The 11,877-nt window shown below is 64.4% G+C and carries 12 protein-coding genes and 1 tRNA gene; 9 read left to right on the top strand and 4 right to left on the bottom strand.

Going from position 1 to position 11,877, the window contains the following annotated elements; translation table 11 throughout:
* The 3 genes from B8784_RS12095 to B8784_RS12085 all read right to left on the bottom strand — a co-directional run.
* A partial coding sequence (locus tag B8784_RS12095; protein ID WP_084398212.1) for a sensor histidine kinase occupies positions 1 to 1,094 on the bottom strand: 1,094 nt, incomplete at its 3' end.
* Entirely contained in the window at positions 1,081 to 1,758 is a 678-nt protein-coding gene (locus tag B8784_RS12090; protein ID WP_084398211.1) for a response regulator transcription factor, read from the bottom strand. The genes B8784_RS12095 and B8784_RS12090, both read right to left, overlap by 14 nt.
* A gap of 76 nt (positions 1,759 to 1,834) precedes the next feature.
* The gene (locus tag B8784_RS12085; RefSeq protein WP_084398210.1) at positions 1,835 to 2,137 is read right to left on the bottom strand and encodes a PepSY domain-containing protein; all 303 of its coding nucleotides are present in this window, start codon (positions 2,135 to 2,137) and stop codon (positions 1,835 to 1,837) included.
* Between the two features lie 210 nt (positions 2,138 to 2,347).
* Between B8784_RS12085 and B8784_RS12080 the strand changes: the two genes are divergently transcribed.
* The 7 genes from B8784_RS12080 (at position 2,348) to B8784_RS12050 (ending at position 9,532) form a co-directional block, all read left to right on the top strand.
* Positions 2,348 to 3,727, top strand: coding sequence for a dicarboxylate/amino acid:cation symporter (locus B8784_RS12080; RefSeq protein ID WP_084398209.1), 1,380 nt, complete (start codon positions 2,348 to 2,350; stop codon positions 3,725 to 3,727).
* A 221-nt stretch (positions 3,728 to 3,948) separates the two neighbouring features.
* A complete protein-coding gene (locus B8784_RS12075; protein WP_084398208.1) occupies positions 3,949 to 4,359 on the top strand; it encodes a BLUF domain-containing protein in 411 nt (136 codons plus the stop codon).
* A gap of 71 nt (positions 4,360 to 4,430) precedes the next feature.
* Entirely contained in the window at positions 4,431 to 5,426 is a 996-nt protein-coding gene (locus B8784_RS12070) for a hypothetical protein (protein WP_143435455.1), read from the top strand.
* Positions 5,427 to 5,430: 4 nt separating this feature from the next.
* Positions 5,431 to 5,898, top strand: a complete 468-nt coding sequence (locus B8784_RS12065) for an ion channel (protein ID WP_084398206.1) — start codon at positions 5,431 to 5,433, stop codon at positions 5,896 to 5,898.
* Positions 5,899 to 6,010: 112 nt separating this feature from the next.
* The gene (locus B8784_RS12060) at positions 6,011 to 8,008 is read left to right on the top strand and encodes an acetyl-CoA carboxylase biotin carboxylase subunit (RefSeq protein WP_084398205.1); all 1,998 of its coding nucleotides are present in this window, start codon (positions 6,011 to 6,013) and stop codon (positions 8,006 to 8,008) included.
* A gap of 77 nt (positions 8,009 to 8,085) precedes the next feature.
* Positions 8,086 to 8,625: a DUF805 domain-containing protein gene (locus tag B8784_RS12055; RefSeq protein ID WP_084398204.1), complete on the top strand. Its 540-nt coding sequence runs from the start codon at positions 8,086 to 8,088 to the stop codon at positions 8,623 to 8,625.
* 79 nt (positions 8,626 to 8,704) lie between these two features.
* Positions 8,705 to 9,532: a DUF805 domain-containing protein gene (locus tag B8784_RS12050; RefSeq protein ID WP_084398203.1), complete on the top strand. Its 828-nt coding sequence runs from the start codon at positions 8,705 to 8,707 to the stop codon at positions 9,530 to 9,532.
* Here B8784_RS12050 and lipB read toward each other — a convergent pair.
* The gene (gene lipB / locus B8784_RS12045; RefSeq protein ID WP_084398218.1) at positions 9,520 to 10,224 is read right to left on the bottom strand and encodes a lipoyl(octanoyl) transferase LipB; all 705 of its coding nucleotides are present in this window, start codon (positions 10,222 to 10,224) and stop codon (positions 9,520 to 9,522) included. The two genes, B8784_RS12050 and lipB, sit on opposite strands and share 13 nt — an antisense overlap.
* An 84-nt stretch (positions 10,225 to 10,308) precedes the next feature.
* On the opposite strand from lipB, the gene B8784_RS12040 reads away from it, so the two are divergent.
* Both B8784_RS12040 and mgtE read left to right on the top strand, forming a co-directional pair.
* A tRNA-Leu gene (locus tag B8784_RS12040) sits at positions 10,309 to 10,393 on the top strand.
* Between the two features lie 59 nt (positions 10,394 to 10,452).
* The gene (gene mgtE, locus B8784_RS12035) at positions 10,453 to 11,844 is read left to right on the top strand and encodes a magnesium transporter (protein ID WP_084398202.1); all 1,392 of its coding nucleotides are present in this window, start codon (positions 10,453 to 10,455) and stop codon (positions 11,842 to 11,844) included.
* Positions 11,845 to 11,877 lie beyond the last annotated feature (33 nt).

The following is an 11,877-nucleotide window of genomic DNA, read 5'->3' as shown; positions in this document are numbered from 1 at the left end:
GCAAGCGTGATGGCGATGCCCGGCGCATTGTGGCGCATCGCATTCTCGATGAGATTGGCGAGCATCTGGGTGAGCAGCGCCCGGTCGCCCGGCACCGAGACCGGGCCTCCGGCCTCGACGGTGAGCGTGTCGCCGCGCTCGGCGGCCACCGGCTCATAGATCTCGCAGAGCTCGCCCAGCAGGGCGGGCAGGTCGACCGGATCGCCCCGGATCTCGGCGGCCCCGCTTTCCAGCTCGGCAATGCGCAGGATGGCGGAGAAGGTGTCGAGCGTCTCGTCGAGCAGCGCGATGGCTTCGGCGGTCTCCTCGCGCATCGCCGCGTCGCTCTGCGCGCTGGCGAGTTTTTCCAGCCGCTGGCGCAGCCGCCCGAGCGGGGAGCGCAAGTCATGCGCGATATTGGTCGAGACGTGGCGGACATCGTGGACAAGCTCCTCGATGCGGTCGAGCATCCGGTTGATGGTCTCGATCAGCCCGTCGAAGTCGTCGCCGCTGCCGCTCGGCTCGAGCCGGGCCGAGAGTGTCGCCTTGCCGATGCGGTCGGCGGTCTGCTTGACGCGCTCGACGCGCAGCAGGAAGCGGTGGCTGAGCAGGGCGCCAACAAGGATGGCGAGCGCGAGCATCGGCACGACGACGATCAGGAAAGCGTGCCGCAAGGCGCCGGCCGTGTCGCCGATCGAGCGCGTATCGGCCGCGACGCCGAGCGTGTAGCCATCCTCGAGCGGCGTGGTGAGCAGGATGAGGGGCGGGGCGTCCTCGGGCGCAAGCCGGCTCCAGCCGGGGGGGTCGGGCAGGCGCAGGCGGTCGAACAGGGCGATGCCGTCGGGGCTTTCCACGGTGTAGCGCAGCCGCGTGCCGGGATTGCGCTCCAGCCGCTCGCTGATGTCGTGGCGCAGCTCGTCCAGCCCGTCATCGGCATAGTCGCCCATCAGCTGACGGGTCTCGGCGGTGATCTGGTCGCGCAGCTGGTCTTCCATGTCCTCGCGCACGCTGAGATAGATGAACAGCGCCATCGCCATCATGCAGAGCACGAACAGGCCCGCCGCCAGGGCGGCGAAGCGGAAGCCGGCGGTGCGCAGGAAACTAGGCATCGTCATCGATGATATACCCCGCGCCGCGGACGGTCCGGATCAGCTCGCGCCCGAAGCCGCGGTCGACCTTGGCGCGCAGGCGGCTGACATGGGTCTCCACGATGTTGGTCTTGGGGTCGAAATTGAAGTCCCAGACATTCTCAAGCAGCATGGTCCGGGTCACGACGTGGCCCTTGTGGCGCAGCAGGAATTCCAGCAGCCGGAACTCGGTCGGCTGGACGGGGATCGGCTCACCGCCGCGTTCGACGGTGCGCTTGAGGCGGTTCAGTGTCAGATCGCCGGCGGTGTATTCGCTGTCTTCGGCGGGCGTGGTGAATTTTTCTCGGGTCATCACGCCGATGCGCGCCTGAAGCTCGGCAAAGGCGAAAGGTTTGACGAGATAGTCTTCGGCGATCTCAAGGCCGTTCACCCGGTCGTCGATCCCGCCAACGGCGGTGAGGAAGATGGCCGGCGTGGTCGTCCCGCCCGCACGCAGCATGGACAGCAGCCTGTAGCCGTCGAGGCCCGGCAGCATCCGGTCGATGATCAGCGCGTCATAGGCCGCATCGGTGGCGAGCATGAGGCCGTCCTGGCCGTTGGCGGCATGGTCGACGACATGGCCGGCCTCGCGGAAGCCGCGCGTGATATAGTCGGCGGTTTCCCGGTCATCCTCGACGAGCAGTATGCGCAAGCGGACGCTCCATGATTGCGGTGGCCCTGCCACATATAGGTGCGGCAGGGCCGGGGGTGGATGGAAACGCTCAAGATCAGTCGTCGTGATCCTCACGCGAGGAGAGAACCTCGCCGGTTTCGCCGTTCACGCGGACTTCGTAAACCGTATTGTCGGCCACGATGCCGACCTCGAATTCCGGCGAGAAGGAATCATCCTCGATCTGGGCTTCATAGGCCTTGCCATTGGTGTGGGCTTCAGCCGCCTCGATGGCCTCAGTGAGGGTGATCTTGGCATCGGCCAGGGCGCGGGCGTCCTCGGTGTCGGCCATGGCGAGCCCGGCTGTGGCGGTGCCGCCGACGAGAAGGGCGGCGATGGCGGATTTGGCTGCAAGTTTCATTGTCTGTCTCCTTTTTTCGTTGCACCAGTCTCAAGCTGGTGAGCCGGGTGTAGCCCGCCGCGCATGGAGGCGACTTTGCCCCGACTATACAAAATCCCAATCTTGCCGCGCCGCTGGCCTTTCCGCCCACGAAGAGCCTCCGTATAATCCCGCATTGTGGGCGTTTCTGCGGGCGATATAGCTCGGGCCCGAACCGGTAATGGGTAGAGGATGGCCACAACCCAGTATTTTTACAGCCGCCTGACCCGGCGCCTCGACGTGCTCGTGCGCGGGCGCCTCTGGCTGCAGGTGCTGATCGCGCTGGTCACGGGGGCGGGCCTCGGTGTCCTGCTCGGGCCGGATCTCGGCTGGATGAGCCGGGCGCATGCGGAGACGGCCGGCAACTGGCTGGCGCTGCCCGGCAAGCTCTTCCTGGCGCTGATCGGCATGGTCATCATCCCGCTGGCCGCCAGCTCCATCGTGCTTGGCATTGCCGGCAGCGGCGGCGGCGAAGCGATGCAATATGTCGGACGCCGGCTGGCCGTGTTCGTCCTGGCGACCACGGTGCTGGCCGCGATGATCGGGGTTACCCTGGCGCGCCTCATCCGGCCCGGCTTCTCCATCGATACCGAGGCCATTCCGCCGCCCAGCCTGAAGCCCGATCTCAGCCATCTGCCGCCGCCCGAACCGTCCGCCATCGAAGGGCTGACGCGCGGCCTGCCGGATCTCATCGTCGGCCTCATCCCGCAGAACATCACTGCCTCGATGATGGACCGCGACATGCTCGCCATCGTCATCTTCTCTCTGCTTGTCGGCATCGCAGTGGTCGGCGCGGAAAAGCGCGAGCTCACCCGGCCCATCGTCGCCCTCAGCGAGGCGGTGCTGGAGGTTTCCATGACGGTCATCCGCATCGCGATGCGCTTTGCCCCGCTCGCCGTCTTCGGGCTGATCGCCCAGACCACGCTGACCAATGGCGTCGCGACGCTGGTCGATCTCGCCCTTTATTGCGGGGTGGTGCTGTCGGGCCTTTTCATTCTGCTGCTGGTTTACCTGTTCCTGGCCGGGACGTTTGGCGGTGTCTCGCCGCTGGCCTTCCTGAAGAAGGTGGCGCCGGTCCAGTTGCTCGCCTTCTCCACGTCCAGTTCGGCGGCCGTGATGCCGCTGACCATGAAGACCGCCGTCGATAAGTTGGGCGTGCCGCCGAGCCTCGCCGGGGCGGTGATCCCGCTTGCGGCAACGGTCAACATGGCAGGCACGGCGCTCTACCAGGCCGCGGCGATTGTCTTCCTGGCCGATCTCGCCGGCGTCACGCTTACACTCGGGGATATGGCGCTGATCATGATCACCCTGACCGGCGCCTCCATCGGCGCGCCGGCGGCCCCGGGCGCCAGTATCGCCATCCTGTCGGCGACCGCGACCAGCTTCGGTGTGCCGCTGGTCGGTCTGCCGCTCGTCATGGGCGTCGACCGGATCCTGGACATGGCGCGGACCACGGTGAACGTCACTGGCGATCTCGTCCTCTGCCGCATTCTCGCCCGCAGCAGCCGGGCGCATGGCCTTGAGGTCGCGGACGCCCCAGCCGTGGCGGACAGCCTGCCCGCCGGCTCGTAACCGCCCGGCTCAGCCTGGCGCTGTCGTTTCCCTTGCGGTTGAAAGCGGGGCGACGCCGCGCGGTCTTTAGCGGAATGGCAGCTCACGCGTTTGCGGACAGGGAATCGCACACGTTCAGCTTGCATCGGCTTGTAACGCGTCCAAAAAATGCGGACATTAAGGCTTGGCGTGTCAGACTGTTGAGGGAAAACCGCCATAATATGAGGGAAAATCCGCAAGACATGTATCGTCTGGTTTATGTCAGCACGGCTGTCGACAATCTCGGTGACGAGGACATCGAGAACATTCTCAATGTGTCTCAATCGAATAATGATGAGCGCTACATCACAGGTTTCCTCGCGCACAATGGCAAAAGCTTCATGCAGGCGCTCGAGGGTGAGCGTCAGGAAGTTCACGAGATCTATGACCGGATCGCGAAGGATGACCGCCACTTCGGGGTCACGCAGATTATCGGCGAGCCGGTGGAGCATCGCGCCTTTCCGGAATGGTCGATGAATTACCACCGCGTCGATGGCCATGAAGGCTCGTCCACCATGGTGATCCGCAATGATGACTCGATCGATGCGCTTTTGAACCCTGACATGCCGCGCGATCTGCTTTATCTGTTCTCGAAATTCATCCGCATGCGCTGACCGGGCCGGGCCCGGCGGTCAGGCCTCTCCTGCTAACGGTCTGGAAACCGATTTCTGGAAGGGTGTGCGGCATGTCTATGACCGTGGCCCCAGAGGATTCGATGGAAAACGAGATGCAGCTACTCATGGCCCGCATCGCACATCTCGGTGAGCTCACCGAAGCTGACGCCCGGCGCATCGTGAACGATGTGTACAAGGATGGTGTGGTCAGCCGTGAGGAAGCCGAAGCGCTTTTCCATCTGAACGAGCAGCTTTCAGACCGCGATCCGCTCTGGGTCGAGCGTTTCATCGAGGCGATCAAGGATTTCCTGCTGACCCGCGAAGCCCCTGAAGGCTGGATCAGCGACGACGAGGCAGACTGGCTTATCGGGATCATTGGCCGCGACGGCCATGTCGAGACCGAGAGCGAGATCGACCTGATGCTGGCGCTGCTGCGCCAGGCCGAAGGCGCGCCGGAAAGCCTGTCGCGCTTCTGCCTGGAAGCCGTCTCGCGGCGCATCATCGAAGCTGGTGTGGCCGACGAAGCCATGTCCGACCGCATGCGCCGGGTGCTGTCTGCGCCGGCCGGCGAGGGGGCACTCTGGGTCACCCGTCACGAGGCGACGGTGCTGTTCCGGACGAATGATGCCATCGCCAATGCCCCGAATGCCAAGAGCTGGAACAATGTGTTCGCCAAGGCGATCCTCAACCATCTCGTCTCGGCCGCCCATCCCGACCCGACGACCGAATCCGATGCGCTGGCCCGCGACGCCTGGCTGAAGGACAACAAGGCCAGCGTCGGCGGGTTTTTCTCGCGCATGGCCAACGCCTTCACCAGCGGCACATGGTTCGACAAGATCAGCCAGGATGAAGAGGCCGCCGCACGCGCCCGCTATATGGCCAAGGAGGCCGCGGCGAAGACCGGCAAGGCCGTCAGCGAAGAGGAAGAAAAGTGGTTCCTGCGCCGGCTTGGCTGGGACAAGACCGTCAGCCCCGCCGAGCGCACCCTGATCGATCTTCTCAACAATGAGGCGCCCGGCTTTGCGCGCGGCTTGAGAGAGGCGACGCAGTCCATCGAGGCAGCCTGAGGCGATGGACCTGATCGGCATCTTTGCCCTTGCCGGGGTCCTCGCCACCCTGACCTGTATCATCCATCTCGGCGGGCTCGTGGCGCTCTCGGCCTTCATGCGCCGCACCCGCGCGCACCCGGCCCACCTGACGACCATGATCGGGCAGGGCGCGTCCATCATCGTGCATGTGATGACGATCTTCGCGCTGCACTCGGCCCAGATCTGGGTCTATACGATCGCTTTCCTGGTCCTCGGCGCCTTCGACACCCTCAATGACGCGGTCTACTATTCGATCTCGTCCTTCACGACGGTCGGTTTCGGAGACCTGCGCCCCGAAGAGCCCTGGCACATGCTGGGCGCTATCGAATCGGCGAACGGCTTCCTTCTCATCGGCTGGTCGACCGCCTTCCTGGTTTCGCTGTCCAGCCGTATCCGGATGTTCGAGGCCACGCTGGAAGAGAGCACCGCGCCGAAGCCCAATGACGGGTAGCGCGCTGAAAAAACTGGCAGGTCTTACGCAAGGTGAGATGATGGACAGACTGCCGGGCGGGCTATAAGCCACTTCGGATTGTATTTAGTTTCTGTTGTTTCAAGGGGCCGTCATGTTCAAGAAGATTTTGATCGCGAACCGGGGTGAGATTGCGGTTCGTGTCATCAAGACCTGCAAGCGCATGGGCGTGAAGACAGTTGTGGTCTATTCCGATGCCGATGCCGCTTCCATGGCCGTCGAGATGGCCGACGAGGCTGTTCATATCGGCCCGCCGGCGGCATCCGAATCCTATCTCGTCATGGACAAGATCGTCGACGCGGTGAAGCAGACCGGCGCGGAAGCCGTCCATCCGGGTTTCGGCTTCCTGTCGGAGAACCCCGAATTCGCCAAGCGGCTCGACAAGGAAGGCATCACCTTCATCGGCCCGAACCCGCACGCCATCGAGGCGATGGGCGACAAGATCAGCTCCAAGAACCTCGCCGCCGAAGCGGGCGTCTCCACGGTCCCCGGCCATATGGGCCTGATCGAGGACACCAAGGAAGCGGTGAAGGTCTCCAACGACATCGGCTATCCGGTGATGATCAAGGCCTCGGCCGGTGGCGGCGGCAAGGGCATCCGGGTCGCCTATAATGACAAGGAAGTCGAGGAAGGCTTCCCGGCTGTGAAGGCCGAGGCGAAATCCTCCTTCGGCGACGACCGCATCTTCATCGAGAAATTCATCGAGAGCCCGCGCCACGTCGAGATTCAGGTGATGGGCGACAAGCATGGCAACTGTGTCTACCTGTTCGAGCGCGAATGCTCGATCCAGCGGCGCAACCAGAAAGTCATCGAGGAAGCCCCGAGCCCGCTGCTCGACGAGGCGACCCGCAAGAAGATGGGCGAGCAGGCCGTCGCGCTGGCCAAGGCGGTCGATTATGACAGCGCCGGCACGGTCGAGTTCGTCGCTTCCGGCGTCGACAAGAGCTTCTACTTCCTCGAAATGAACACCCGCCTGCAGGTCGAGCACCCGGTCACCGAGATGATCACCGGCGTCGACCTGGTCGAGCAGATGCTGCGCGTCGCCTATGGCGAGAAGCTCGCCATCGAGCAGGGCGACCTGAAGATCAATGGCTGGGCGGTCGAAAGCCGCGTCTATGCCGAAGACCCGTACCGCAAATTCCTGCCCTCCATCGGGCGCCTGAAACGCTTCCATCCGCCGGAGGAAGGCGCGCTCAATGGCGGCACGGTGCGCATGGATTCCGGCGTGCGCGAGGGCGACGAGATCTCGATGTTCTACGACCCGATGATCGCCAAGCTGGTCACCCACGGCAAGGACCGCGACGAGGCGCTGGACGTCCAAGCCGCCGCGCTCGACCGCTTCCACATCGAGGGCATCCAAGACAACATCCCCTTCGTGGCCGCGGTGATGGACGAGGAGCGGTTCCGCTCCGGCGACATCACGACGAAATATATTCCCGAGCAGTTCCCGGACGGGTTCAAGGGCACTGAACCGACCGACTATCAGACGTTGATCCTGACCGCGGCGGCCGCCTATGTGCATGGCGTCTTTGCCCGGCGCGCGGAGAAGATTTCCGGCCGCATGAGCGAGCCGGGCGCGCAGCGCAAGGACTGGGTCGTCATCCTCGGCGACCAGCATTACGACATCGAGCTTGAGCTGGGCGAGGGTGAAGCCACGATCACCATCGACAAGACGGCGCACACCCTGGTCAGCAACTGGCGTCCGGGCTCGCACCTCTTCGAGGGCCATCTCGACGGTGAGCCCTTCGCGGTGAAGTTTGCCGACAAGACCGAAGGCTATGTCTTCCGCCATCGCGGGGTGTCGGTGACGGCGCTGGTCTGCACGCCGACGACGGCGACGCTGCATGCGCGCCTGCCGGAGAAGCCCAAGCCGGACATGTCCAAGCTGGTCATCTCGCCGATGCCGGGCCTGGTCGTCTCGATGGATGTCGAGGTCGGCATGGCGGTCGAGGAAGGCGAGGCGGTCTGCATCGTCGAGGCGATGAAGATGCAGAACATCATTCGCGCCGAAGCGACCGGAACGGTGAAGTCCGTCAATGTCGGGGCCGGCGACAGCGTGGCTGCCGACGAGGTGATGGTCGAGTTCGAATAGGCGTGTCCTGCAGCAGGCCGGGTCTTCCCGTCTGCTGCAAATCGCGCGACAGTAGGCCGGTCTGAGATGAGGGCCTGATGAACTATCTGCTTTTCAACCCGACCGGGCGGATCCTGAAGAACCGTTTCTGGCAGGGCCTTGTGGTCCTGACCGTGGCCTCGATCATCTTCCGCGCGGTGCAAGTCTATCTCGGCCCCGCGCTCGGCATGGGCGGCGGGCTGCTCTTCTTCCTGGTCGGGCTGGCCCTGATCTATGTCGAGATCTGCGTCTACGCCAAGCGCTTCCACGATGCCGGCACGACGGGCTGGTGGATCCTCGCTGTCTGGGTCGGCAGTTTCATCCTGAGCATGGTGCTCAACGGCCTGTTCGGGCCGATTTTCCTTGGCGAAGAGGGCGCGGCCGTCCAGCAGGAAGTGGCCGAGCGTCTGGCCCAGGGCGACTGGGCGATCGCGCTGGAAGGCGCCGAACGTATCGCCGAGTTGACCCTGCCGTTGACCATACTGACGCTGGTCGTCAACGCCGTTGTGCTCGGCTTCATCGTCGGTTCGCTGGCCACCGAACCGCGCACCAACAAGCACGGCCCCGTCCCCGGCACGCAGGACGATGAGTTCCGCTGACAAAGCTCTTATCGTTTATTGATAAATAAGAAAAAGCGCGTATAACCGTTTTTCGATAAGAACGGGAAAGCCCTGACGGATGTCCGATACAACACAAACCGTGCTCGATCCGAAACGCCCCTGGCTGACGGATCCCCGCGAGCTGCCCTCGCAGATGAACTGGGTGCAGACCCTGTTCAATCCCACGGGCGAGTCGCCGAAGCTGCATTTCACGCGGGCCTGGACACTGCTCTTCTTCCTGCAGCTGCTGGTCATCGTGATCCCGTTCAGCGTGGCGCTGGTGCTCGACATGGCGGGCGGGGATGGAAAACCGGTCGGCATGATTGGCGTCTATGCCACGCCCGTCGTCTTCATCGTCACGACGCTGATGTCCTATGTGATCCATACGCGCCGGCTCAACGATGCCGGAAAGCCGGCCCTGCTGGCGCTCCTCCCGCTCCTCCCGCTTGTTCTGGCCATGGGGGCCTTCATGGTCGCCGCCGGCCAGCAGGCGACGCAATATGACAAGCGCTTCGAGATGCGCCAGGAATACCTGGCCGATCCGGATGCCTTCCGCGCGAAACAGAAAGAGCAGCAGGACAAGAGCCGCGAGGCCGCCGAAGCCAAGGCGGCCGAGTCCGGTGAGGACGGCACCTCGCAGGCGGGCGGCGGCGCCGAAGGTCAGCAGCACGCCGCCGGTGCCGTCGGGCCGGGCGGCCACCCGCTCAATCTCGACAAGCCAATGGACCCGAAAGCGCAGACTGTGCTCAAGGCCGCCTTGCCGACCATCCAGTATGTGATGATCCCGCTGTCGGCCCTGGTCGCCGTCTGGAGCCTGCTCTGGGTCGCCCGCGTGCCGTATTTCGGGACCTATCCGGGCCCGGCCTCATCCGGCAGCGGTGAAGGCCGCCGCGCCTACGAGGCCTGAACCTCGGACAGCGGCGCCGGCACGTCGACCAGGTCCGACAGGAAGATCTCCCGGAAGGCCTGTTTCAGCGCCTCGTCGGCATCATCCATCGTGACCGGCAGGCCGAGATCGACCAGGCTGGTCACGCCGAGCCCGTCCTGCGAGATGCCGCACGGCGTGATGCCGCCAAAGTGGCTGAGGTCCGGCTCGACGTTCAGGCTGATGCCGTGGAAACTCACCCAGCGTTTCAGGCGCAGGCCGATCGCGGCGATCTTGTCCTCGCGCATCGGTCCGCCCGGCTGTGTGCGGTCGACCCAGACGCCGACGCGGCCGTCGCGAATCTCCCCGGTGACATTGAAGGCGTCCAGCGCGGCGATGACCCAGGCTTCGAGCTTTGCCACGAAATCGCGCACATCCTTGCCGCGCTTCGAGACGTCCAGCATGACATAGGCCACGCGCTGGCCGGGGCCGTGATAGGTGTACTGCCCGCCGCGCCCGGCCTCATAGACGGGGAATCGGGTGGCATCCTTGAGGTCTTCAGGCTTCGCACTGGTGCCGGCGGTATAGAGCGGCGGGTGTTCCAGCAGCCAGACAAGTTCGGGCGCACCGGTGTCGCGAATGGCGCGCACACGGCGTTCCATGAAAGCCACAGCGGCCTCATAATCGACGCGGGAAGGGCTGACAGCCCATTCTACAGCAGGATAATCTGTCATTTGACGCATATAGAGATGCAGGGAGGGCTTCACAAAGTCTTCCTGCGCACTTATACCGCGCGGACTTCCCCGACGGGACTCTTTGCGGTCGTGGCGGAACTGGTAGACGCGCAGCGTTGAGGTCGCTGTGGAGCAATCCGTGGAGGTTCGAGTCCTCTCGACCGCACCATCCCGGGGGAAGCTGGCAAGGGGACAGGGTGACTGTCCGGACGAGAGGAGACTCACCCCATGTCCGAGCAGCCTCAGACCCAGACATCCGAACAGGAAGACGAGCCCGTCCGCGAGCGCCATCTGGCGCTGGAGCAGGATGTGCGCGAAGCCGTCTGGGACGAGGATGCCCGCTGGCTGTCGCGTACGCTGAACCGGCTGCACCCGGCCGACGCCGCCGACCTTCTCGAACAGCTCTCCACCGAGGACTTCTCCGAAGCCGTGAAGCTGCTCGGCGGTCAGCTGCCGACCGAGATCATCATCGAGCTGCGCGACGAGTATCGCGAGGAAGCCGTCTTTGTCCTGCCGGACGAGGCGGTGGCGGCCGTCCTCGAAGAGCTCGACTCGGACGATGTCACGACCATCCTCGAAGACCTCGACGAGGACCGGCGCGAGCGCATCCTCGATGAGCTGACCCCGGCCGACCGGGCGACCTTCGAACAGGGCCTCGCCTATGAAGAGGATTCGGTCGGGCGCCTCATGCAGCGCGAATATTTCGCGGCGCCCGAATTCTGGACGGTCGGCCATGCCATCGACCATGCCCGCGACAATGCCGAAGCGCTGCCGACCGAGTTCTACGAAGTCTATGTCATCGACCCGACGCACCGGCTGAAGGGCCAGGTGCCGCTCGGCACGCTGCTTCGCACCCCGCGGGACGTGAAGCTCGCCGACATCATGGAAGAGGTCCAGTCCGGCATCACCGCCGAGATGGACCAGGAAGACGCCGCCTACCAGTTCCAGAAATACTCGCTGGCCTCGGCGCCGGTCGTCGACAAGGCCGGACGCCTGACGGGCATGCTGACCGTCGATGACGTGGTCGACGTCATCCAGGAAGAAAACACCGAAGACCTTCTCGCCCTGTCGGGCGTGAACTCGGCCGAGGGCACCGACACAGTGCTGGACTCGGTGAAGGCGCGGGCGCCCTGGCTGGCGGTGAACCTGTTCACCGCCTTCATTGCCTCCGGCATCATCTCGCTGTTCGAGGGCACGATCGACCAGATCGTCCAGCTCGCCATTCTGATGCCAGTCGTCGCCGCGCTGGGCGGCAATGCCGGCAGTCAGGGCCTGGCGGTGGCCGTGCGCGCCATTGCCGAGCGCGAAATGGACGGCGATGCCAGCCGGCGGGCCATCGTCCGCGAGACGCTGACAGGCATCGCCAATGGTGTTCTTTTCGCCATCGGTGTTGCGCTTATCGCTGGTTTCTGGTTCCAGAGTGCCGCGCTTGCCCTGACGATCGGGGTCGCGATGTTCGCGACCTTTGTCTGGGCGGGGTTCTCGGGCGTTATCGTTCCGCTGTCGCTGAGAAAGGTCGGGGCTGACCCGGCGGTTGCCTCCTCCGTCTTCGTCCTGACGCTGACGGACATCATGGCTTTCTTCAGCTTTCTCGGGCTGGCGACGCTTATCCTGCTGTAATTGCGGGAAATTCGCGTATCAGGCGTCAGACTT

The sequence above is a fragment of the Henriciella aquimarina genome (assembly GCF_002088975.1).
Lineage (GTDB): Bacteria > Pseudomonadota > Alphaproteobacteria > Caulobacterales > Hyphomonadaceae > Henriciella > Henriciella aquimarina.
The sequence above is the reverse complement of the archived record's forward strand: the minus strand, read 5'-3'. Positions and strand labels throughout refer to the sequence as shown.

Coding starts and splice junctions, on each gene's coding strand:
- lipB (WP_084398218.1), bottom strand. CDS start 10,224: ATGACAGATTATCCTGCTGTAGAATGGGCTGTCAGCCCTTCCCGCGTC.
- B8784_RS12075 (WP_084398208.1), top strand. CDS start 3,949: ATGTATCGTCTGGTTTATGTCAGCACGGCTGTCGACAATCTCGGTGAC.
- B8784_RS12065 (WP_084398206.1), top strand. CDS start 5,431: ATGGACCTGATCGGCATCTTTGCCCTTGCCGGGGTCCTCGCCACCCTG.
- B8784_RS12060 (WP_084398205.1), top strand. CDS start 6,011: ATGTTCAAGAAGATTTTGATCGCGAACCGGGGTGAGATTGCGGTTCGT.
- mgtE (WP_084398202.1), top strand. CDS start 10,453: ATGTCCGAGCAGCCTCAGACCCAGACATCCGAACAGGAAGACGAGCCC.
- B8784_RS12050 (WP_084398203.1), top strand. CDS start 8,705: ATGTCCGATACAACACAAACCGTGCTCGATCCGAAACGCCCCTGGCTG.
- B8784_RS12080 (WP_084398209.1), top strand. CDS start 2,348: ATGGCCACAACCCAGTATTTTTACAGCCGCCTGACCCGGCGCCTCGAC.
- B8784_RS12085 (WP_084398210.1), bottom strand. CDS start 2,137: ATGAAACTTGCAGCCAAATCCGCCATCGCCGCCCTTCTCGTCGGCGGC.
- B8784_RS12070 (WP_143435455.1), top strand. CDS start 4,431: ATGTCTATGACCGTGGCCCCAGAGGATTCGATGGAAAACGAGATGCAG.
- B8784_RS12055 (WP_084398204.1), top strand. CDS start 8,086: ATGAACTATCTGCTTTTCAACCCGACCGGGCGGATCCTGAAGAACCGT.